27 protein-coding genes are annotated in these 22,172 nt (G+C 42.7%); 22 read left to right on the forward strand and 5 right to left on the reverse strand.

Annotated elements, in window-relative coordinates; all coding sequences use genetic code 11:
- Positions 1 to 8 precede the first annotated feature (8 nt).
- The 6 genes from B5771_RS12840 to rlmD all read left to right on the forward strand — a co-directional run bounded on the left by B5771_RS12840 (position 9) and on the right by rlmD (position 8,067).
- The gene (locus tag B5771_RS12840; protein ID WP_088187868.1) at positions 9 to 1,013 is read left to right on the forward strand and encodes an isocitrate/isopropylmalate dehydrogenase family protein; all 1,005 of its coding nucleotides are present in this window, start codon (positions 9 to 11) and stop codon (positions 1,011 to 1,013) included.
- A gap of 463 nt (positions 1,014 to 1,476) precedes the next feature.
- A complete protein-coding gene (locus B5771_RS12845) occupies positions 1,477 to 2,814 on the forward strand; it encodes an acetyl-CoA hydrolase/transferase C-terminal domain-containing protein (protein ID WP_047810152.1) in 1,338 nt (445 codons plus the stop codon).
- A gap of 150 nt (positions 2,815 to 2,964) precedes the next feature.
- Positions 2,965 to 3,729: a type II CAAX endopeptidase family protein gene (locus B5771_RS12850; RefSeq protein WP_348982947.1), complete on the forward strand. Its 765-nt coding sequence runs from the start codon at positions 2,965 to 2,967 to the stop codon at positions 3,727 to 3,729.
- A gap of 130 nt (positions 3,730 to 3,859) precedes the next feature.
- Positions 3,860 to 4,633 (forward strand): ABC transporter ATP-binding protein, encoded by a 774-nt coding sequence (locus B5771_RS12855; RefSeq protein WP_088187870.1) that lies wholly within the window; start codon positions 3,860 to 3,862, stop codon positions 4,631 to 4,633.
- A 4-nt stretch (positions 4,634 to 4,637) separates the two neighbouring features.
- Entirely contained in the window at positions 4,638 to 6,485 is a 1,848-nt protein-coding gene (locus B5771_RS12860) for a putative ABC exporter domain-containing protein (protein ID WP_088187871.1), read from the forward strand.
- A 184-nt stretch (positions 6,486 to 6,669) separates the two neighbouring features.
- The gene (rlmD, locus tag B5771_RS12865) at positions 6,670 to 8,067 is read left to right on the forward strand and encodes a 23S rRNA (uracil(1939)-C(5))-methyltransferase RlmD (protein WP_088187872.1); all 1,398 of its coding nucleotides are present in this window, start codon (positions 6,670 to 6,672) and stop codon (positions 8,065 to 8,067) included.
- 358 nt (positions 8,068 to 8,425) lie between these two features.
- Here the strand turns inward: rlmD and B5771_RS12870 are convergent, their stop codons facing one another.
- Positions 8,426 to 9,052 carry a plastocyanin/azurin family copper-binding protein gene (locus B5771_RS12870; protein WP_207652695.1) on the reverse strand — a complete coding sequence of 209 codons (627 nt, stop codon included), beginning with the start codon at positions 9,050 to 9,052 and terminating at the stop codon, positions 8,426 to 8,428.
- Between the two features lie 226 nt (positions 9,053 to 9,278).
- On the opposite strand from B5771_RS12870, the gene B5771_RS12875 reads away from it, so the two are divergent.
- Positions 9,279 to 9,647: a hypothetical protein gene (locus B5771_RS12875; protein ID WP_088187873.1), complete on the forward strand. Its 369-nt coding sequence runs from the start codon at positions 9,279 to 9,281 to the stop codon at positions 9,645 to 9,647.
- A 76-nt stretch (positions 9,648 to 9,723) separates the two neighbouring features.
- Here B5771_RS12875 and B5771_RS12880 read toward each other — a convergent pair whose 3' ends face one another.
- Both B5771_RS12880 and B5771_RS12885 read right to left on the reverse strand, forming a co-directional pair.
- The gene (locus B5771_RS12880) at positions 9,724 to 10,131 is read right to left on the reverse strand and encodes a hypothetical protein (RefSeq protein ID WP_140417733.1); all 408 of its coding nucleotides are present in this window, start codon (positions 10,129 to 10,131) and stop codon (positions 9,724 to 9,726) included.
- A gap of 245 nt (positions 10,132 to 10,376) precedes the next feature.
- Positions 10,377 to 10,721 carry a four-helix bundle copper-binding protein gene (locus B5771_RS12885; RefSeq protein WP_088187875.1) on the reverse strand — a complete coding sequence of 115 codons (345 nt, stop codon included), beginning with the start codon at positions 10,719 to 10,721 and terminating at the stop codon, positions 10,377 to 10,379.
- 244 nt (positions 10,722 to 10,965) lie between these two features.
- On the opposite strand from B5771_RS12885, the gene B5771_RS12890 reads away from it, so the two are divergent.
- From B5771_RS12890 to B5771_RS12905, 4 genes are all read left to right on the forward strand, one after another.
- The gene (locus tag B5771_RS12890; RefSeq protein WP_088187876.1) at positions 10,966 to 11,166 is read left to right on the forward strand and encodes an SHOCT domain-containing protein; all 201 of its coding nucleotides are present in this window, start codon (positions 10,966 to 10,968) and stop codon (positions 11,164 to 11,166) included.
- 62 nt (positions 11,167 to 11,228) lie between these two features.
- Entirely contained in the window at positions 11,229 to 11,510 is a 282-nt protein-coding gene (locus B5771_RS12895; protein WP_088187877.1) for an SHOCT domain-containing protein, read from the forward strand.
- A gap of 57 nt (positions 11,511 to 11,567) precedes the next feature.
- Positions 11,568 to 11,957, forward strand: coding sequence for a DUF302 domain-containing protein (locus B5771_RS12900; protein WP_088187878.1), 390 nt, complete (start codon positions 11,568 to 11,570; stop codon positions 11,955 to 11,957).
- Between the two features lie 87 nt (positions 11,958 to 12,044).
- A complete protein-coding gene (locus B5771_RS12905; RefSeq protein WP_088187879.1) occupies positions 12,045 to 12,317 on the forward strand; it encodes a metal-sensing transcriptional repressor in 273 nt (90 codons plus the stop codon).
- A gap of 26 nt (positions 12,318 to 12,343) precedes the next feature.
- Here B5771_RS12905 and B5771_RS12910 read toward each other — a convergent pair whose 3' ends face one another.
- Positions 12,344 to 12,928 carry a cytochrome c gene (locus B5771_RS12910; RefSeq protein ID WP_088187880.1) on the reverse strand — a complete coding sequence of 195 codons (585 nt, stop codon included), beginning with the start codon at positions 12,926 to 12,928 and terminating at the stop codon, positions 12,344 to 12,346.
- 44 nt (positions 12,929 to 12,972) lie between these two features.
- Entirely contained in the window at positions 12,973 to 13,581 is a 609-nt protein-coding gene (locus B5771_RS12915) for a class I SAM-dependent methyltransferase (protein ID WP_348982948.1), read from the reverse strand.
- A gap of 95 nt (positions 13,582 to 13,676) precedes the next feature.
- Here B5771_RS12915 and lgt point away from each other — a divergent pair, with 95 nt between their 5' ends.
- The 11 genes from lgt to B5771_RS12970 all read left to right on the forward strand — a co-directional run bounded on the left by lgt (position 13,677) and on the right by B5771_RS12970 (position 22,140).
- Positions 13,677 to 14,465 carry a prolipoprotein diacylglyceryl transferase gene (gene lgt / locus B5771_RS12920; protein WP_088187882.1) on the forward strand — a complete coding sequence of 263 codons (789 nt, stop codon included), beginning with the start codon at positions 13,677 to 13,679 and terminating at the stop codon, positions 14,463 to 14,465.
- A gap of 128 nt (positions 14,466 to 14,593) precedes the next feature.
- Entirely contained in the window at positions 14,594 to 15,301 is a 708-nt protein-coding gene (locus B5771_RS12925) for a PspA/IM30 family protein (RefSeq protein WP_088187883.1), read from the forward strand.
- 22 nt (positions 15,302 to 15,323) lie between these two features.
- Positions 15,324 to 15,995, forward strand: a complete 672-nt coding sequence (locus B5771_RS12930; protein WP_088187884.1) for a YqgQ family protein — start codon at positions 15,324 to 15,326, stop codon at positions 15,993 to 15,995.
- Positions 15,996 to 16,193: 198 nt separating this feature from the next.
- Positions 16,194 to 16,889, forward strand: coding sequence for a GGDEF domain-containing protein (locus B5771_RS12935; RefSeq protein ID WP_088187885.1), 696 nt, complete (start codon positions 16,194 to 16,196; stop codon positions 16,887 to 16,889).
- 62 nt (positions 16,890 to 16,951) lie between these two features.
- A complete protein-coding gene (locus tag B5771_RS12940; protein ID WP_088187886.1) occupies positions 16,952 to 18,673 on the forward strand; it encodes a methyl-accepting chemotaxis protein in 1,722 nt (573 codons plus the stop codon).
- 272 nt (positions 18,674 to 18,945) lie between these two features.
- Positions 18,946 to 19,452, forward strand: a complete 507-nt coding sequence (locus B5771_RS12945; protein ID WP_088187887.1) for a hypothetical protein — start codon at positions 18,946 to 18,948, stop codon at positions 19,450 to 19,452.
- Positions 19,453 to 19,626: 174 nt separating this feature from the next.
- The gene (locus B5771_RS12950) at positions 19,627 to 19,830 is read left to right on the forward strand and encodes a hypothetical protein (RefSeq protein ID WP_088187888.1); all 204 of its coding nucleotides are present in this window, start codon (positions 19,627 to 19,629) and stop codon (positions 19,828 to 19,830) included.
- Positions 19,831 to 19,834: 4 nt separating this feature from the next.
- The gene (locus B5771_RS12955; protein ID WP_088187889.1) at positions 19,835 to 20,770 is read left to right on the forward strand and encodes a DNA adenine methylase; all 936 of its coding nucleotides are present in this window, start codon (positions 19,835 to 19,837) and stop codon (positions 20,768 to 20,770) included.
- A 38-nt stretch (positions 20,771 to 20,808) separates the two neighbouring features.
- The gene (locus tag B5771_RS12960) at positions 20,809 to 21,267 is read left to right on the forward strand and encodes an AbrB/MazE/SpoVT family DNA-binding domain-containing protein (RefSeq protein WP_088187890.1); all 459 of its coding nucleotides are present in this window, start codon (positions 20,809 to 20,811) and stop codon (positions 21,265 to 21,267) included.
- Positions 21,264 to 21,560, forward strand: a complete 297-nt coding sequence (locus tag B5771_RS12965) for an AbrB family transcriptional regulator (protein ID WP_088187891.1) — start codon at positions 21,264 to 21,266, stop codon at positions 21,558 to 21,560. Before B5771_RS12960 ends, B5771_RS12965 begins: the two co-directional genes overlap by 4 nt.
- Positions 21,553 to 22,140: a hypothetical protein gene (locus B5771_RS12970; RefSeq protein WP_088187892.1), complete on the forward strand. Its 588-nt coding sequence runs from the start codon at positions 21,553 to 21,555 to the stop codon at positions 22,138 to 22,140. The genes B5771_RS12965 and B5771_RS12970 overlap by 8 nt, the downstream gene beginning before the upstream one ends.
- Positions 22,141 to 22,172: the final 32 nt, after the last annotated feature.

The raw sequence follows: 22,172 nt of genomic DNA on the forward strand, positions 1-22,172 counted from the left end.
TATATTCAATGACAGTTAAGGTAACATTGATTCCTGGTGATGGGATAGGACCTGAGGTTAGTGCGGCTACCCAGAAAGTTATTACGGCGAGTCAGGCACCCTTGGAATGGGAAGTCGTTGAAGCAGGAGAGGCTTGTATTGCCAAATATGGCACCCCTTTGCCGGAGCAAGTATTGGAGACAATTCGCCGCAATAAAGTTGCCATCAAGGGACCGATCACTACTCCCGTTGGCAAGGGATTTCGCAGTGTCAATGTATCCCTGCGGCAGCAGTTACAGCTTTTTGCCAATGTACGCCATTTGCGCAATCTGCCGAATGTAGCCTCAAAATATCAAGATGTTGATATCGTAGTTGTCCGCGAAAATACTGAGGACCTCTATGCCGGAATTGAACATAACGTTGGCAATCATGCCGCAGAGTCAATCAAAGTAATCACCCGCGAAGCATCTGAACGAATTGGCAGGTATGCCTTTGAACTTGCCCGGCGGGAAGGACGAAAACGGGTGACAATTGTCCATAAAGCCAATATCATGAAGTTGAGTGATGGACTTTTCCTGGAAAGTGTCCGGAATGTGGCCCGGGATTTTCCTGACATTGAATGTGAAGATCGGATTGTTGATGCTTTGTGCATGAACTTGGTACAAGTTCCTGAACAGTTCGATGTGCTGGTCCTGCCGAATTTGTACGGTGATATTGTATCTGACCTCGTCGCAGGCTTGGTTGGAGGTTTAGGAGTTGCTCCGGGAGCAAACATTGGAGAAATGGGAGCTGTTTTTGAAGCTGTTCATGGCAGTGCTCCTCAGATTGCCGGGCAAAATATTGCGAACCCTCTGGCGATGATTCTCTCAGGGGTTGAAATGCTCAAGTATCTGGGATTTGTTAAGGAAGCTCAGAGAGTTGAGAAAGGCATATACAATGTTTTAACCCATCGAGAGTATATTACTCCTGATTTAGGAGGAATGTCTGGAACTCAAGAAATGGCTCTGGCAATTGTTGAGAGTATGGGAGCATAAAAAGTATAATTATATGTCTGAATTCCTAAAATAGCGACCTAAAACGCCTTGATTTTAATATATAGCCTAAAGTATGACAAAATTCAACTTATTTAAAAGCAGGTTAAGCATTAAAACTTTAACCTGCTTTTTAAATGAATGTAAACTTTTCTACACATGTATCTGTAAGTAGACATTGCGGAAAAATGAAAGCTAGGTCAGCCTACAACAAGATATTGAAATTTTTAACTGTCCACGAAAGTGGACAATGTTATCTGATAAATCGGAACTTTCAACTAGATATTTCCTGTTTAAAGGCTTGTTGTATACTAAACAAAAGATTCGGAATCCATTGAATAGTCATTGGCATGGAAATTGCAAAGATAATTCATTACTCTCCGAATTAACTAATTCTTGGACAGGTATATGCGGTACTTAGGGCTTTGTTCTGGGAGCGAGAGATTCATGGAATTAAGTAAGGGGGATGCAGCATTTGATTAGGGAAGAGTATCAGAAAAAATGTGTTTCAGCTGATGAAGCAGTAAAAGTGGTTCGAAGTGGAGATTGGGTGGAATTTGGTTGGGCTGCCAGCATGCCGACTCTGTTAGATGAAGCATTGGCACGGCGCAAAGATGAACTTCATGACGTAAATATGCGTGGAGGTGTCATTTTAACTCCGATAGCTTGTGTTGAGAGTGACCCTACTGGAGAACATTTTACCTGGAATAGCTGGCATCTTGGCGGACGTGAACGAAAATGGGCTCAGAAAGGTTTAGCTTATTATATACCGCTTAAATATTCAGAAATGCCTCGCTGGATACGTGAAAACTTACAAACAGATGTTGTAGCTATTCAAGTAGCTCCGATGGATGAACATGGTTATTTCAGTTTTGGCGTGTCAATTTCACACTATGCTGCGGCGATTGAAAAGGCCCGTAATGTTATCGTTGAAGTAAACGAAGATATGCCTAAGGTTCATGGCGGTTATGATCACATGGTCCATATTTCTAAAGTGGATTATGTTGTTGAAGGCGGCCACAGAGGTCTTCCGATCCTGCCCTCAGCTCCTGCCTCGGATATTGACCGACAGATCGCTTCTTATGTCCTGCCAGAAATTCATGATGGTGCATGCATCCAACTTGGTATTGGCGGAATGCCGAATGCTTTAGGCCAAATGATTGCCGAGTCAGATCTAAAGGATCTGGGGATTCACACGGAAATGCTGGTTGACGGTTTTGTAGATATGGTGAATGCGGGTAAGGTCACGGGAAAGTGTAAAAACTTAGACCGCGGCAGAATTGTTTATTCCTTTGCTGCGGGTACTCAGAAACTCTATGACTTCATGCGGGATAACCCGTCTTTAGCGGGCTACCCGGTTGACTATTCCAACATGCCTTTTATAGCCTCTCAGATCGATCGATTTGTTTCAATCAACAGTGCTTTGGAAATCGATCTTACTGGTCAAGTTTGTTCTGAATCCGCCGGATCAAGTATGATCAGCGGAGCTGGCGGACAGCTGGATTTTGTGGAAGCAGCTTACCATTCTAAAGGTGGCAAAAGCTTCATTTGCTTGCCTTCTACCTACAAAGATAAAGAAGGTAACATTCACTCCAGAATCAAAGGTACTATGACTTTGGGTTCTGTAATCACGGATACGAGACCAACGGTCCAATACGTCGTTACTGAGTATGGAAAGGTTAACTTGAAAGGACTATCTACTTGGCAGCGGGCAGAAGCACTGATTTCAATTGCACATCCTGATTTCAGAGAGGAACTTATAGAAGAGGCCAAGAAACTTAAAATTTGGCGAAAAAAAGCTTAGAATCACTAAGTGACCACTTATACTTTTAACCTTTGATTTACTTAAGGTTTACTATACAGAAACAGTACTGAAACATAAGAAGGGGGAGTTTCCTAATTTAGGACCCCTTCTTTTCTCATCTCTGGACATTAGAGCTGGGAACCCTTAGAATTGAAAAAGGTAGGGTTCAAGTATCATGAGATTGAGGTTGACAGCACTATGGCTAATAAAGTTAAAAAGAAAGACTCTCGAATACCTCCAAGACACCCAGTCTGGAACATCTGGCAAGGATTATTTTTGATAGCTCTAGTCACGCTTCTTGAATTTCCTCTTGGCTGGCTGGAGACCCCTAAGGATCTCGTTTCGCTACCTGGAATGTTAAGATTCCTGGGAGTTGGCTTAGGAGATGTCTTTTTATACGTTACTGTTATTTTGGTCTTTATGCGCCTCATTCGTCGCCCCATTTCAGATTTGGGTTTTGTGAGAGCCAAGAAACGTTTTTTGCTTTTAGGATTAGGGGCGGGATTCTTTTTGTTTATCAGTATTGGTTTGTTGGGGAACGAATTGACCAAAATTTTAGGTATTCCTGCCCCACAGAGTTTTGCCATTGCTGTTAAGGGGGCGAGCCATCCTTGGGAATTCGCTCTCCTCATCTTATTGGGAGGAGTCATAGCACCAATTAAAGAAGAAATGCTCTTTCGTGGTTTAATTTTCCCGCCGCTGCGGGAAGCTCATGGTAAGGGCAGAGGAATAGTTCTCACAGGAATATTTTTTGCGATGTTACATTTTGACTTAATTCGGTTTTTACCTTTATTTCTTGGGGGGATTGTTCTTACATGGCTTTATGAACGCTCCTCTAGTATATGGCCATCTGTTGTAGCTCACGGGACATGGAATATTCTGATGGCTCTTGCCCTCTGGATTCAGCGTTATTAGCGATCATTCATTTTTGGGGATTAATTCCTTGGACAAATGTATAATACTACTTATAAGTGGGGGCCTTAAAAACTGGATAAAATAACTTTTACAATATAATCTAGGAAAAATGAGAAGGAGAGCTGTAATTGTGGAATCTGTTTTAATCAAGACTCATGGATTGACGAAACGCTATGGGGCGGTATCTGTGGTAAAGGGGCTTGATTTAGATGTTAAGAGCGGTGAAATATTCGGTTTCTTGGGACCGAATGGCGCTGGGAAAACCACGACAATTAAAATGTTAACCGGTTTGCTGGATCCTAGTGAAGGAGAGGCCTTGATCTGTAACTATGATATTAGCAAACAGCCTGCTCAAGCTAAGTCATTAATGGCCTATGTGCCTGATCAGCCCAAATTATATGGTAAGCTTTCAGCGCGAGAATTCTTGCACCTCATTTCCGCCCTTTACAGAGTACCAAAGGATGTCGTGAAAGAGAGAGCAGAACAGCTGCTGAATTTGTTCGGACTTCAAGAACGAGCGGATGAGTTGCTGGAAGGCTATTCTCATGGCATGCGCCAAAAGGTGGTCTTGGCGTCAGCTCTTATCCATCAGCCAAAGGTAATTCTTCTCGATGAGCCTACTGTTGGTCTTGATCCGGGAAGTGCTCGTTTGCTCAAAGATGTTTTGCAGGAAATGGCTCGACAAGGAGCTGCTGTCTTTGTATCCACACATATACTGGAGATAGCCGAAAGAATGTGCCATCGCGTAGGCATTCTTAAAGATGGCTTACTGATTGCTCAGGGCAGCCCTGAAGAGCTGCGGCAGAAAGTAGGACGTGAAGGAGAAAGCCTGGAAGATATCTTCTTAGAGCTTACAGGCAGTCATGAAAATGCTGAATTGATTAAGAGTCTGGAGGAGGGCTAAAACAATGAAAATCCTATTGCCTCCGCCTTTGGAGAGTCCGCCGCAGGAACAATCATTTTGGCAAAATTTTATACTGCTGCTTAGAAATCAACTGCAAGTTAGTTGGAATAAACTGCGTCATAGGCCGGCAAGAGCCCTTATCGGCATGGGAGGGCTTTTAATAGGGGTAATTGCGATTGTCGTTTCCCTGGGAATTTACGCTTATGGGTCTTTAAGAACTCTGTCACCCGATACGGTCCAGGGTTTCCTCTCGATGTTATTTATGGTCGGCTTAGGGGGACAGATCTTTTTTGGTATTACAGGAGCCTTTGTTGCCCTTTATATGTCAGACGATCTTGAGCTCTTGTTTATGGCACCGGTACCTATCAAAGCTGTGTTTGCTGTTAAATCGGTAGTGATTATTGGCAGCAATTTTTTAACAGCTGTTTTGTTTGCCTTCTTACCCGGACTGTTTTACGGTTTGCTTTTTCAAGCAAGAGCCTCATTTTATATTCTGGTTTTGTTGGTCGGACTTGGTTTATGGGCAATGGGAACGGCGATCGCTGAATTGATTAATCTGTTGGTTATGCGTATTATTCCGCCCCATCGCAGTAAGGAAGCAATCGGCTTCATAGGGGCTTTGGGAGGAATTATCATTGCCCTTAGTTTTCAGCTCCCCAATATGCTAATGAACAGTCGAAACAAATTCGATCTTGGCTCTTGGTTGGAACAGCAAAAACAAATGCTTAGTGTCATGAAATTTTTCCCCTGGGGTTGGGGTTCGTCGGCACTGGTTGCGGGTGTATCACAAAATTTCCTAGGGGGCTTAGGCTGGAGTCTGTTAATACTGTTGGTCGGAGTATTACTCTTCTTAATTGCCTTTAATCTTGTTGAGAAAGGATTCCGCAGAGGATTCATTTCCCTAAGTCAAGGGGAAAGGGGAAAACGGCGCAAGGCTCAGACAGAAGAGAGGGGGGTAAAACTGCAGAAGGCCCCTTCCCTTGCTATGCTTAAGCAAGACGTCGCAGCTCCAGCATCTCCCTGGTTAGGAATGTGGGCCGTAGCCAAAAAGGATCTGTTCTCTATGAAGCGTGATACCCGGGAGTGGTTCGGCTACTTAGTTCCTTTGATTATTATGCTTTTCTTTATTGGACAGTTTTTATTTTCGTCCGTCAAGACTTCACACAGCACATTAATGACCGTGCTAATCATGTATACCATTATGTTCAGTGGAAATATGGCGTTACAATCGTTTGGCCGTGAGGGAGAATCAGACTGGCTCTTAAACAGTGTACCTCTTGCCGGATGGCCGGTCGTATGGGGCAAGTTACTGGCTGCCATTTTACCTACTTTGGTGTTAATGGAAGTACTGTTAGTTGGGACTGCACTGGCTATAGGGGTTTCTAAGACCCTCATTGTTGCTTTGGCCGTGGGAGCGGTATTCCTCTCTTTAGGATCAAGTTCTATTGGGCTGTTTTATTCAATTAATAACTGCCGTTACAATCCCGATACCCCTCAACAAAGGATCGCCCCAGGCGCTTCCTTGTTTATGTACCTGATAAACTTATTCTTCATACTTTTATTAGCTGTGGGCTTAACCTATCTTTTTTTGCCGAGTGAGTTGGTTTCTGCTCTTAGAGACCTTCCGGTTGTAACCTATAAAGGAGGTTTACTGTCAGGGCTGATTTATGGGATCTATCTTCTTAGCCGCCCCCTCTTGTGGGCAACCGCTTGGCGGGTTTTTCTGGGAGTTATCGTTACGGGCGGAATATGGGCGGCCATGTTTTTTGGATTTATGGCGGCGACCGTTCGGCAGAGCCGGAAAGGTTTTCAAGTGGAAATTATTGCAGGCAGAAAGAAAAGAAGTCGATAGGATGAAGCAACCATCCATAGATGAATTCGCTCTTGTGGGCGAATCAACCTTCCTCTGGAATACCAACTCCAGTTTATGATTATGCGAAAGAGGAACGAGCTCTAGTTTTTGCAGAGAACAAGTTATTGGACAGAATGGATATCTGAATTTACAATGAACTGGAATACATTGGGGAGGAAGAAAGGTGAAATCAAAGTATCCGGTTAATGGGAAAGCCAATGCCATCGGTGTAATTGAATTGGAATGCCTTCGTCTTTCCTCGGACGGAATGGCTGTGGGGTATTATGAGGGCAAAGCTACCTTTGTGCCTGGCTTGCTGCCCGGGGAAATAGGCCAGGTTCAGATTGCGGAAGCAAAGAAAAACTGGCAGCGTGGAAAATTGCTAAAGATTTTAAAGAAATCTGTAGACCGGGTCAACCCTCCTTGCAGTGTTTACTCTGTTTGCGGCGGCTGCCAACTGCAGCACCTTAAGTATGAGCAGACTTTAGTCTGGAAGAGACAGTGGGTGGCCGATGCTCTTGCCAGAATCGGTAAAATACAACTGGATAACGCTAAGATTCATCTAACTATTGGGATGGATTATCCCTGGCGCTATCGCAACAAAGCCCGGCTCCATTGGGGAGAACCAGGCAGCATTGGTTATTATCAGGAAAAAAGTAAAGCGACGGTTCGGTTTAGTGACTGCCTTTTGATCAGTGAAAAAATGAATCGCTGGGTAGAGGAAGTGGAAAGGCTTCTGAGCAAACAGAACGAGAAATCCCTTTCCCGGCTTACCTCGCTTACCTTCAGGGAAAATTCTCAAGGAGAAGGAATGCTGATTTTGGATTCCATGGAAAATGTTTCTCTGAGGGAAAGGGATGATTTTTTATCAGATGCACAGAAGTCTGGGGTATCGTCCGAGCCCGACGAAGAAAGGAAGGGGACAGTACATAATGAAATTGGCTTAGGACTCCGCTGGGTCTGGAGCATCAACAGTTCCGGAGAGCCGGTGCGCATCGCAGGTCGAGGGGATTTTACCGAGAGCGTGTTGGAAGCTGAGTTCAAGATCTCTCCCCTGGCCTTCCTGCAAGTCAATCCTGCTCAGACCCGCAGACTTTATCAAACGGTGTTGGATTGGGCAGAGCTTTCAAACGAGAAAGTAGTCTGGGATCTTTACTGCGGAATTGGGACTATTACCTTGGCTTTAGCTGCAAAAGCCAAAAAGGTCTGGGGAATTGAAGAAAATCCCTACGCTGTGAAAGATGCCAAGGAAAATGCTAAGTATAACCGAATTGATAATGTAGAGTTTATTGCTGGAAAAGTGGAGGATACCTTCCGTCAAATCATCGACCAACCGGATATTGTAGTTCTCGATCCTCCCCGAGCCGGAGCCCACAAGAGCGTGTTAGAACGATTGTTGGAATTGAAGCCGGAGCAGATCATCTATGTCTCCTGTGATCCGGGGACATTGGCGCGAGATCTTGGGATATTGCAGAATGGGGGATATCAAGTGGCTGAGGTACAGCCGGTGGATATGTTTCCGTGGACGGTGCACGTTGAGAGTATAATAATGATGACGTATAGTGGTCAGAAGGGCAAATAAGACGGTTTAACCACTACATATAGTGGTTAAGGAGTAAAAAATGAGCAAAAATCGGGCTGAAAAAGTGCATTTTTTGGCCCGGTTTTTTGGCGCATTTTATAGATGACATTCGGTGTTTTTGAAGATGACAGGGTAAAGAACAAAAATTAAGCTGTTTGCATAGGGAAGATAAACTAGAAGTAAAGACCGCTTTTTTAGTGGCCTTTTCACTAGAATAAATTCTACTATTTTTTATACCCTTCAATAGAAAGGCCACAACGTGCTGAGGGCCATTTGTTTCTAGATTACAAATATATAATTATACAAATGTTGTATTTTAAAAGCCTAAGCCTAAAATAAATTAATTGCATGATTGAATTTATTGGATGATTAATTCCCCGTACATCCCTTTTGCCGCATGCCCTGGTACTTGACAAATATAATAATACGTACCGCTTTGCGAAGCTACAAACGTAGCAGAAGCATTGGGATATCGTTCATTTTCGGCCTGGGGTATAACAGGAACATAGGCACCAGGATAGAGCGGTCCTTGCATCATCGTCATATAGCTATAGGGTGGAGGAGAAGCGATCACTTCTATTCCATGCGGCATCCCTTCATCTTCATTGATAAAGTTAAGAGTAACTTTGGAACCTTTCTTAACTTTAATCGTTGGGTTTACTAAGCCCCCTGCAACAAATTTGCCGTCGGCATATTCTGGTCCCCCTAAAAGAGTAAGATTAACATCGGGTTGATTAAACGAGATAACATTATTTGTTTTGTCAACGGTTGCATTTTCGAGAGACTTGTTCATTATGTCGTCAGTTTGATTCGAACTAATGACATGATCGTTATTATTGGTATAACCATACCCCCCCATCATACCGTATCCGCCCATCATCCCGAAGCCTCCTGTACTATAACTACTCATATAAGCAAATGTAGTACTGGTAAGCCCAAGGACTGCTAGAAGTGCCAGTCCTAAAATCAATGGTGTTTTTCTCATCCTTATCCATTCCTTTCTTTTGTTATAGCTTTGCTGTCATGGAAAGATTATATTGTCTAATCATGACAAGACAATGAATGACTTATGAATTTTGGATGAAAAGCTTAACCAAAATATTCTTTTTTGATTCATTAGATTTTCACACTTTATTCATTCAGAAGTCGTAAGTCACGTGTATTGTAAGAGGTGTCAGAAACACTTTAAAAATTTTAGGAGGCAATTGAGTATGAGAAAGTTAACAACTAAATTAGGTGTAACTGTGGGAACTGCTGTTCTTGCAGTTGGTTTGATGGCTCTTCCAGTTCTGGCTGATACGACTACAAATTCCGATGGGTCATTGTTTTCCAAAATGCAAACCCTAATGAATGAAACCTTTACCCCTCAACAACAACAGCAATTCATGAGTTCTCCTGCAATGCAGGATTTACACAACTCCTCTGATATGCAGCAAGCGATGCAAAACCAAGATTTTGGTCGTATGCAATCTCTCATGAATTCGGACCAAGAACTTAAGAAAGAAATTGGCGCCCAGAATGTAGGTAAAATGAATCAAATGATGGGCCAACTTCAAGGAATGTATCAATCAGGCAGATAAGACCTGAAACGAGAAAAGGCGGCATAGACCGCCTTTTCTCGCTATAGAAATTGTAACGTCAGAATGTCCGTCCTTTTTAGACTAAATTCGAAGGAATAATTTCAAAGTCAGCCAGCCACCGATGATATTTACCATTTTCTAATCTTAAATCATAAAAAAGAGCTTGTGGAAAAACCTTAACGACTTTAACGACCATACCTTTATAAATCTTCGGCGGATGGCCTTGGTTATTCAGTACTCTGACAAGATCTCCAACCTGATGAGTTCCAAAACATTGAGGATTTAGATCAATAGCCTCTAACTCTGAGCCTGCAAACCACCGATGCAGTTCTCCATCGGGTAATTGAACTGCATAAAGACCTTCTACCCGTGGTGATAGAATTGTTGCTTTTGTTCCGCTTCGAATCTCTGGCGGATGGAACGCAAGGGCTATAACTTCATCTCCTGGTTTAAACCCAGGATAATTCATGTATCTATTAGACAATACAACCCACTCCTTATGTTTAGTTACTATATTCTACTGTAGCATAATCTTTCTGCTACACTGTTTTGTTGTATTGACGTTTACGGACAAACACTTTATAAAAATAAGTAAACAGACACGAATCATAAACGTGTCTGTTTACTTATTTTGAAACAACGACGAAAGTCAAAAGAGTATAGAGAGGAAAAATTCATAAGTCTCTTATCCGTATAAGGAAGAGACTTTTGGTCAAAAATTAGTTTAATTTAACCAGCCATTTTACGGCATTCATCAGCACACTTGCGGCATTCATCTGCACATTTCTGACAGTGATCGTCCTTCATCTTAGCGCATTCTGTGGCACAAGCATCACAAATTGTAGCACAAATATTGCAGATAGCCTTAGCAAATTCACTGCTGCGGGACATGTATTGAGAAGCCATCGAACAGATATCGGCGCAATCCCGAAGAATCTGAATGCAACGACGCCTAGCCTCCACATCAGGTTCATTAAGACACGCTGTATAGCATTCCTCACAGGCTTGCATACAAGCGTTACAGGCATCGATACAGGCTTGAAACTCTGCGGTAGCATTTGTGGCAATTGGCATAGTAGAACCTCCTTTATAAAATATCTCCTGTATTATTTGTCATTAATCCGAAATTTATAACCCAAGTTAACAAAAATTATCGTTAATACCATCGCTGGGTATAGGGGTCTTCATAAAAAAAGCATAACTTTTTCACAGGTTAATCTCAAGACGGTGTTAAACTGAATCCATTGAAAACGAAAAAATTTCTAGCCATACAAAATTTAGTTATGGAAAAACTAATGTTTGAAAGGAGGGAAAATAAATGTTTATCATTTTGATCCTTTTAGTGATAGGAGCAATCTATCTGTTTCAACAGCAAAATAAAAGGAATTCGGTTTTTACAACAAATCTTCGTAGTTCAAGAGATCCCTCCAGGGAAGCGCTGGATATTCTGCGTGAACGATATGCCCGCGGAGAAATCAGCGAACAGGAATTTATGGAACGCAAAAAAGTGCTTTCCTAAATTAAATCTTCACCCCTAAACTAATAGTCAAGAAATATCGTATTAAAAAGGAGGAAATTATCATGATGGGTTGGGGCAATATGTGGGGTTATAGTGGTTATGGTAACGGTCTTTTAGGAAACGGTAATTACTGGTGGATGGGATTAATCGGTATGGCGTTGCAGCTTGCCTTTTGGATTGCCTTAATTGTGATAGGGGTTAAGCTATTTCGAAACTATAGTTCAAGAACCACAGTCGGTCACTACACACGAGATAATAACCCTTTAGACATCCTTCGCGAGCGTTATGCCAGAGGTGAAATTGATGCCGAAGAATACCAACGTCGTAAAAACGACCTTCAATAAATCCAGTAAATCCATTGATACATTAAATTCAACAAAAATGAAAAGGAGTAAATCGTCATGAATAATCCTGTTTATGAAGTAACCGCTTCAAAATCATTTGCGGAAACAGTAGAACAAGTTAAAGAACAAGCAGCTAGTCATAGTTTTCGAGTCCTCCACATCCATGATGTCATGGCTACCCTTGGCGAAAAAGGTTTTGTCATTAAACCGCTCAAAATCATTGAAGTATGCAATGCCAAATACGCAAATACAGCTTTGCAAGTCGATATTACGGTCAGCTTACTCATGCCGTGCAGGATCAACGTTTATGAAAGTGAAAACGGGGAAATCATCATCAGCATGATTCGACCGACACACTTAAGTAAAACGTTTGAAAATCCCAATCTAGAGGACTTTGCAGCTCAAGTTGAAGCTGACTTGATTAAGATTATCGAAGCGAGCAAATAAAACAAGATTAAATTAAGTAGAGAGAGCCACCTTTTTGGTGGCCTCACTTCTTCACAACCAATTTATATTTGATGAAAGGAGCGTCCTATGGCTTTAAGGACACAACCCACTACTGAAGATCATATTGTCAAGCGGCTTAAAGTGATTCGGGGTCATTTAACTGGAGTAGAAAACATGATTTTAAACCAACGGCCTCATCAAGAGGTATTAACACAGCTTTCAGCCATTCGTGCTGCGATTCATAAAGTGGCTTTATTAGAAGCACAACGCTACGTTGAATCAGCCATGAATTTTATGAGTGAAGCAGATATTGATGACGCCATCAAGCAATTTATGAATCTTAAACTTGTCACATCGTAATGCCTTAAACTAAATCCTTTAAATAATTAAGGAAGAGATTTCAAATAGGAAACAATATCATCTAAATCTTGAGGACTCATCTGCCATCTTGGCATTGGTGGATTCAGAGGATTACCGCCAGGGTCTACTCCTTGAGTAATGGCTCGTTTTAAAGTTTCGACGGTATACGGCTCATGTTCCATATCGGGATCTTTTGCAGACAATGTCTTGTAGCGGATATCTGGAACGTCAATGGTTCCCATCATAAAACCGATCGTTCCGCCTTTGGCTTCAGGACCGTGACATCCATAGCAACCTGATGTCATTGAAGACATCGGCATACCAATCGAGTTGGCCCGAATATAAGTCCCTGAATTATCTTGGCCTGTAAAATAAATGCGTTCGCCATTACTCTTAAAATTTTGGGCAGGGTTTTGATTGTAGGGTCCCTGATTACTATACATCATGCCTGGACCAAATTGATTCGGGGGATAACCTTGATTGGGGGCTGCTCCCTGGGGCGGGGCTTGCGCTTGTGGCATCTGGGATTGAGGAGGCATCTGGGGAGTTCTATTACATGCCGTAGCAAAACCTAGAATAAAAAGTAGAAAGAGCCAATAGTGAGCTTTCAAATGAATTCCCCCTTCATTTTATGGTAGGGTTAGTTATCTTCGAATCAGGGTTCACCAATAATAAGCTTTAAAATGTTTATGCCTTGATTCTGTACACTCTGAATATGAATGCCTGCTTTTTCAATATTTTCAACGGTTCTGCGGTTAATATGCGGTCCCATCATACGAACCGTTAAGGGATCTAAAATATCCATGATTTTGCCGAGCACTGGATTATCACTTCTCACATGCTCTAACAAGATGATTTTTCCATTGCGTTTGCACACCCGTTTAATTTCTTTCAAACCCTTAATTGGGTCAGGAACAGAGCAGAATACACACGTTGCCACCACCGTATCAAAATGATGGTCAGAAAAATCCATATGCTGAGCATCCATTTCAATAAGGTTCACAGGTAAGTTGAGCTTGTTCGCTTTAATTCTGGCCTTTTCCAACATCCCAGGACTGAGGTCAATACCCGTCACTTGACAATCCGATGGATAGAATTCAAGATTTTTACCCGTTCCGACTCCTACTTCTAAGACCTTGCCTATCGCTTGGCTTAAAATTGTTTTTCTCGTATCGGATTTAATCATTTGATCCATGACATCATAAAAGATGGAGGTTCGATTATAGCGTTTGCGAGTGAGGAGCGTTTCCTGATCCAATTTCACCACATCCTTTTCATAGAGAATAAGTTTTTTGTGTAGTTTTCCCAATTTGAATTTCAATATTTAAAGACAATATAAAAACACGAAAGGAGTCCACTATGAGGCAAATCTTTTTTAATATCGGCTCATTTTCACTGCGTTCTTATGGGATTATTGTGGCCCTAGCTCTCTTACTGGGATTGGGTGTAGCTTATACCCTTGCCAACAATGAAAAGGAAAAGGACTATCGCCAGTATCTTATAGATATTGTAATTTATGGACTGATCGGCGGTCTTATTGGGGCACGAATCTGGCAGGTCTTCTTCTATGAATGGGATTACTATGCGACGCATCTCCAGGAAATTATAATGATCTGGCGCGGGGGGATGTCCATCCTCGGTGCGCTTGTCGGAGCCGCCGTTGCAGGCTGGATTTACACACGAACAAAACATATCGATTTCTGGAAACTGGCAGATATTGCTGCCCCAGGGCTAATCTTTGGGCAATCTGTCGGACGCATCGCCTGTTTACTCAATGGTGATGCCTATGGCAGTCCGACCAATCTCGGGTATGGATTAGTCTATCCGCCTGGAACGCCAGCCTATAGTGTTTTTGGCAGTCAACCCCTTTGGCCAGCAGAGGTTTGGGAAGGACAATGGGATATGATCGTGTTTGCCCTGATCCTCATGATGGCCAAGTGGCGCAAGTGGACTACAGGCTATGTTTTTTTAGCCTATATTATCTTGTATTCAATCGGACGATTCAGCTTGGAATTTTTGCGGGGGGACAGTCCACGAGTACTGGCCTTAACGACGGCTCAATGGAGCAGTGTGGCCATGATTGCTGTAGCAATTATCGCAGGGTTAATTTTGCGCTTGCGGTCACCACGTATAAGTGAGGAAAGCTAAATCCTAATAGGCACCTTCACAAAAAATTCAAAGGTTATTCATGGAGTCTTCTCAATGAAGTCTTAAACTAGAATTAGTTACTTTGTTCCTCAATCCAATAAACTAAAAAAACAGGGGGTTAGATTCAGATGGGAATACTTGTCCGTTTAAAACAACTTTTCGAAACGAAAGTCGATCAGACACTTGATCGTGTTGAAAATCCCAGCGACATGTTGGATTACAGTTTACGCAAAATGGAAGAATCTCTGCAAAAAATATCTCAAAATGCCGTGCAATTAACGACGGCGAAGAAACGAATTGAAATGCAGCGGGATGAATTACTACAAACGGCTGCCAATTACGAGAAACATGCTGAGAAAGCTTTGGCGCTGGGTCAGGAGGATTTAGCCCGCGAAGCTCTTAATCGTAAAGCAGAAGCCGAAGCAAGAATCCAAGACCTAGAGAATCAACTTATCGAGATGGAACAGCAGCTTAAAAGTACCGTGCATAGCCAGGACGAATTAAAACGGAAAATTGCCAATTTCCGCAGTAAAAAAGAAGAACTCAAAGCCGTTTATACAGCCTCTCAAGCCCAACTCAAGGTTAAAGAGATGATGACTTCCATCGGCTCTGACGCAGAAGATGTAGGCAAAACCATCGAAAGGGCTGAATCGAAAATCTTGGATATGCAGGCCAGAGTAAAGGCTATTGATGAATTGACAGAACAAGGGGTTATTTCAGATGCTTTTGATTCCAAAACCGATGATATTGAACGAAGACTTAACGATATCGGTAAAACGTCAAAAGTAGAAGAAGAATTGGCTCGCTTAAGAGAGAAACTGGCTTCAAATCACTAAAGTAGATTAGGGGGAAATTGATATGTGCGGCGGAGGTTTTAGGAATATAATGTTTGGTTACGGAGGATGTGGCACAGGGCACTATGAACAGCCTTACGAGCCTTATCCACGTTCCTATGCACCTGAACGATTAAGTGATCGGGAACTTATTCAAGGTGAAATCAAAAAACTTTATGCTGAAGGAACCATTGAGCGGGAACAATATTATGATGCCCTGGATCGATTGAATCGAGGAAACTTTACCTTAGATGACTTGGCTAGTTTGCGAGAAAGAACTTCCGAAAAGGAATCCAGTACGAGAAAATTTCAAAAGGAACGCACTCCTGTTAGGGAATCTTCAGAAGTGAGTAAGCTTAATTCAAAGAAAGCAGAGATTGCAAAGGCTAAGGAACAAATGAGTTCCTTAATCAGCGAACTCAACCAAAACAGTGATCAACTCAAGAACCAGATGGCACTTGAAGAGAAGTTGGCCGAGGGAACGATCGCCATCGATGAGCAAAAGGCCAGAGAACATTTGCTAAATAAACAGGATCTGCTTGAGCAAGCAAGTCACTTGGAAACAAGAATAAAGGAACTGGAGTCCGACCTAAAACAGCTTGAAGGCTTGGAAATAAAAGTTGAGGCGAAGATATTGGAACAAGAGGCACTTTCCCAACGAGAAAAATTAATGAACCTTGCAGCAGAACTGGGGTAATGATTTCGAGAAAGCAGCCGAAAGGCTGCTTTCTTGAAATCTGAGGGGTATTTTGTCATAAAAAAATTAAAGAGCACTTGTTCGAATGGATTTTGATTACAGAAAAGAATCTATTAGAAGAGGAATTAGTAAAAATATGTAGAATAGATTGTATTTAAGAGTTAAATTAATAGTGACTTGAAAAAAGGATGAACTTAATTGAATAAAAACTTTAGTAATCATGTATTAGCTTTATTAGGCACAATGTTGCTCATCGGGATACTTTTTGGTCTGGTTTATCATGAGATTGTAATGCCTTATTTTTCAGATAAACTGATTCATTGTTTGAGTATGGGAGCGTTATTTGGGCTTATCAACTTTTTTATTGCCTTAAAAATTTTTAAGAGATTTCTGAAGTTAGAAAGAACTAATAGACTTCTAGAATTAGATACTTTAACAGATAAGTTAACGGGACTATTCAATCGACGGGCTTTGGAATACGACTTGAATAGTTTCAAACACGATAAAGGTTATTCTTGTCTATTCATTGATATTGATAATTTTAGGGAATTTAATAATAGATTCGGACATGAAGTTGGAGATAGGGTTCTAAGAGAAGTTTCAACTGTTATAAGAAATGAAGTTCGTCAAGAGGATAAGGTTTATCGTTATGGCGGTGAAGAGATTGTTGTTCTTTTGAAAAAATGTAAAAAAGTAGATGCTCTAAACATTGCCGAAAAAATTCGCCTAAAAGCAAGTGAAATAAAAGATGAAAATAAAATTCAAATAACTCTTTCAATAGGTGTTTCTAATTATCCGCAGGATGGTAAGGATATTAGAACAGTGATTGAAGGTTCGGATAAAGCAATGCTAATGGCAAAGCAGCAAGGTAAGAATCGGACATTACTCTGCTAAAGAGTTCGAACAACTCACGTTTTTTATAATTTTATAATTTTTGACATTTGAAGAGGGAAAAGGTGATCGATTTGAAATGGTTACGTAACAGTAGGGTTGTTGTGAAAATTAGGGTATTAATTATATTCATGGTCATGTTTATGGCTACCATCGGATACATAGGCTATTCCTATAACAACCAGATGATGAAAGTTTTTAATGATATGTATTTTAATAATGCATTATCTGTGCAGTATCTTGAGGCCATGCAAGCAGAGTCCAGAACGGGCGAAGCGATTACGAATGAATTGCTTTATGCTCCGATTCAAAACAAGCAGCCCCTTTTGCAGAAGTTGGAAACGACAACGAATAAGGTTCAAGAATCTATGAAATCCTTTGAAGCTATAGCTACGGCACCCTATGAGAAAGAGCGCATGCCAAAGCTCCATGACGTTATGAATAACTATATGCAAATTAGAGATAAAGCCATTAACCTTGCCCAAAACGGAGATACCCAAGGAGCTTATACATATTTTTCACAAAATGGCCAACCTCTTTTAGATAGCTATAATCAAATTCTTGAGGAACTCGTTACATTTAATACCCAAGAAGCACAATCCACCATTCAGGCTGATATGCAGAGTATGAAGGCGATGATTCGAGATTTAATCCTATTTCCGTTAATCGCTCTGCTTCTTTCCCTGCTCATTGGATATCTTATTTCGCGAATGATTACTAGGCCGTTAACCGAAATGATGTCTACGGTCAAAGATGTTGCTGGTGGGGATCTTCGTGTTGAAGCTCTGAGTATATCGTCTAAAGATGAGATCGGCCAATTAGCAGAAGCTTTCAACATGATGGTAACGAATCTTAAGAATCTTGTCCTTAATATTTCGAAGGCAAGCACACAACTTTCAGGGGCATCGCAGGAATTGTCAGCCATTACTGAAGAAAACGCCTCCGCATCCGACCAAATTTCCTCAGTGATCTCCCAGGTTGCCTCCACTGCGGAGCAAGAGTCCGATTCGACTGAACGCATAACGGGCACCATTAACCAGATGTCGGGACAGATGGAAACCATTGCGCAAGATTGTCGTGATTTACTATCGATTGCCGAGCAAACAACTGATCAATTTCAACAGGGGCAGGAAGCTGTCACCCGTGCAGTCCATCAGATGGAGGAAATCGGTGATGAATCAGCGCGTGTTCAAGAACTTATTCATATCCTGCAACAACGTTCTAGTGAAATTGGGGAATTTGTGGAGATAATAACGGCGATATCTGCCCAAACCAACCTCCTTGCCCTCAACGCAGCGATTGAAGCAGCACGGGCTGGTGAAGAAGGTCGAGGGTTTGCCGTTGTTGCTGAAGAAGTCAGAAAACTGGCTGAACAATCGCAAGAAGCAGCCCAAAAAATCGTCAATGTTATTCAAGACAATCATGCAAGTTTGGAACAAGTTGTAGTTGCAAATGCCGCTGAAGCGGAAAAAATCAACGAAGGTATAGATGACGTTAAAAAGGCAGGCCACTTGTTTAGTTTCCTCAAAGAATTAGTCGAAAAGAATGCGCAAAGTGCTTCTCAAATTGACACCTTTGTCCAAGAAATAGCAGTGCATAGCCAGGGTGTCGATGAAGTAATTCGTGATATTAATATCTTGAGTCATAATACAACAGAGCGTATTCAGGCACTGACAGCTACGATGGAAGAACAAACCGCATCAATGGAAGAAGTAGCTTCTGCAAGCCAAGATTTGGCCAAAACATCTCAAGAACTTATTCAGGCAATAAGTCATTTAAAAACTTAATTTCAAAGCCGAAGATTAAAAAGAATGCATATCTCCTAAATCTATTAGCTGTTTCACAGAGATTTTCATAGTCCCTTTTTTAAATTTCCTTAACATGGGGGCCAGTTTAGAATGATAAATTGATGCCTTTGTTTTTTAATAATAACCCTAAAATAATTTAGTTTATAATACTGCCATCAGGCGGAAGCACACAAGGCTATGTTTTTCTTTTTTTGAGAAGCATGGCCTTTTTTTATTGCCTGATGTGGCGAAAAAGAATGGAGGAAACCGAAATGGCAAACGAAACAATGCGTATCTTTTTTCCTTTAAGAATCATCACTTATCCCCAAGGAGAATATGGACTGGATGACAATTCGGTGGAGATTACGCCTGCGGAGGCCGTGACGTATGGTGACGCCATCCTTGCCGCTATCGCTAAAGAGAACCGTCTCTTTGAAAACGACCGAGGACTTGCTGAATACATCCATGACGAAGCTCTGAATAAAAAGGTGTATAGCTTGTACCCGTCAGTGGAAATCGTCGATGATGAGCTGTGGGGAGTCATGACCGCTGGGCTGAAGGAGTTCCTCTCAGGAGAGGAAACCGCTGAGCTTCTTGACTTTGTGACTGGACAGAACAGTGACGGCTACGGCGAAGGTCTGGAACAGCGTCCTATTAAAACGCCTGACGGCGAGATCTACGTCAGCTTTTGGAATCATGAAAACTATTTCTTAAAGCTTGAGCAGGAGATGAAAAACAGCTCGCCTGACCTTGGATACGGAGGTCAGGTGATGGTTTGATTTGAAAAAGTGAACAGACAAATAGCGCTATTTGGTTTCTAATGAATCTGAAGGACGCTTTTTTTGTTGCAGCAGATTGCTGTGAGTCATACAACTAATTAAAATAACGAGAAGGCGTTGTCTTTTATAAAAAAGGCAGCGCCTTTTTTGTTTTTCCGAGAAAGGAGCTGAACCATGAAGCATGATGTAAAACTGGAAGAAAAAACAGGAGCCGTAGAAAACACACCCCCTGCAAAGCATTCCCTGCCTCTGCCTGAAGATACCGCCCGCTGTGCCGGCTGTCCTTATCCCGGCGTCGGCTTTATCTGCTGGAGTCCTGACGGTTCCTGCATGAGAACCGACGTTGAGAAAATGAGCCGTCGGAGCAAAGGGAGGTGATGTATTGAACAGTATTATCAGTTGGGTGGGCGGCAAAAAGGCTCTGCGGGATATGATCTATCAGCGTATGCCGAAGGAATTCGGACGGTACATTGAGGTCTTCGGCGGCGGAGGTTGGGTGCTGTTCGGACGGCCTCCGGATGCCGCTATGGAGGTCTATAACGATTTTAATTCAGACCTGGCAAATCTGTTCCGCTGCGTCCGCGACCGTCCCTTTGCTCTTCTCAAGGAGCTGAATTTCTTTCCGCTGAATGGGCGGGATGAATTCAATGTCATAAAAAAATATCTAGAGAAGGAGGAATTCACAAACGAGTACCTGCGGGAGGAAATGGAGATCGCGCAGAGATTTCTAAGTGAACCGCAGTTTGAGGAAATCAAGCAGATCCTGCTGGAAAACGCACAGATGAATGACGTAAAACGCGCCGCCGTCTTCTATCGTCTCATCCGGCTAAGTTACGGAAGTGGATGTACCAGCTACGGATGCCAGCCCTTCGATATCAGGAAAACCTTTCATCTTCTTTGGCAGGGCAGCCGGAGGCTCAAGGATACGGTCATTGAGAACAAGGACTTTGAAGCTCTTATTAAGCAGTATGACCGTGAAAATGCCTTCATATATTGCGACCCGCCATATTATCAGACGGAGGGACACTACGAAGTGATTTTCAGAAAAGAGGATCACTACCGCCTGCGGGATACATTGGCAGACTGTCAGGGAAGATGGCTGGTCAGCTATAACGATTGCGAATTCATACGAGAGCTGTACAAGGACTTTAACATTGAAGCGGTCAGCCGAATCAACAACCTTGCCCAACGCTATGACAACGGCTGCGAATATGCTGAAGTCCTTATCTCTAACTACGACACCGGCGAAAGGCTGCAGGACATGCCGTCTCAGATGAATCTCTTCGACTCTGAATTGCTATTTGACCCACAACTATAGCCCCATTATAGGGGTTAATTAAAAGGAGGAACACCCTAATGAAAATCATTAAAATGAAGTCTGATGTAGACAAAAATGGCCAGATTGTCCTTCCTGCAGAAGCCATAGGCAATGCCGGACTGAAGCCTGGGGATGAGATCTGCTTCACCATGATAGTACAGGAGGAAGCAAAGCAGCACTGCCCTCTGGTTCTTATCACATCCGGGGGAGTGGAGATTGCCGTACCTCTCTGTGAATTGCAGGATGATGACAGGGAATTCTCTCCGGATTATGAACTCCCGGAGGACGAACTGCATATACCCCACGAACTGCTGAAGTCTGCGAACATCCCATTAGACAGCGACTTGGATATTATTAGTGCCGAGGGCGCCATTGTCATTGTTCCGTTGGATATCCTTGATCGTCTGCCGGACGATCTGCGGGGGCTGTTCGATGATCTCGGCGTAGACCCCAGCACCGTCCGGGACGTTATGAGAAAGGAGGGATACTTCGTATGAAGGCAAAGCCCATTTATAAAATCGTAGACGACAAGGGGCGTGTACTGATTCCGAAGTCACTGCGTGCTGCCGCTGAAATGGAGCATGGAGATATCGTGTGCCTCGGAATCCAGAAGGGTGTCATCACGGCAAAAAAGGTTGATCTTATTGAGATCGGCGACCAGTCTCCGGAGGCTGTAGAAGCATTCGTGCGTGCTGCCATCCGCGATATGCCGGAGGAAACATTGATATCCATCGCTGCAAAGCTGCTGGACATAATCGAAAAAAGAAAGGAGCCTATTCGCCTTGAATGAGAAAATGTTGTTTACTCATGAGGATTGCCTGCAAAGAGGATATGATATGCCCATTAGCGACAGGGTTATCTTACTCCGGCCTTCCTCCTTGCCTGCAGAACACCGGAATGCAAAGCATCAGCTATATTATTGCACCGGAGGAAATGAAAGTAATCCTAATCCTATCGGCCGGTCCGTCTTTACAATCTCCCTTGCAAACGGAGAGCAGGTTCGCTGGAACAGAAGTGATGTGCTTGGGATTGCAAAGCCTGAAATCCTGTCTGACCATGCCCGGTTACAGCTGTCGCAGATCCGTCCGGCTGACGCGTTGAATCTAAAAAACCATGAGCCTCAGTACAGCGGTTATTGCTTTCTGCCGGACGGACGATATACCTCCGGCGTGTGGCTGTGCAGTAACAAGGAGGTGCAGGACTACGTCGAGATGCAGAAGGACTACCAGCACCGTGTGATGATATGCGACAGGGATGACTTCTGTGTATTTGAAATGATTGACGGAAAGCTCATTCATCCGTCGCAAGAGGTCTTGGAAGCCATCTTCAAAGAGCGGCTGGAGCAGGGCGGTATGGAGATGAAGCTATGAAATCAATATGGAATCGAGAGCCGGAGTCAGAT

Source organism: Desulfosporosinus sp. FKA, assembly GCF_002196785.1.
Lineage (GTDB): Bacteria > Bacillota > Desulfitobacteriia > Desulfitobacteriales > Desulfitobacteriaceae > Desulfosporosinus > Desulfosporosinus acididurans.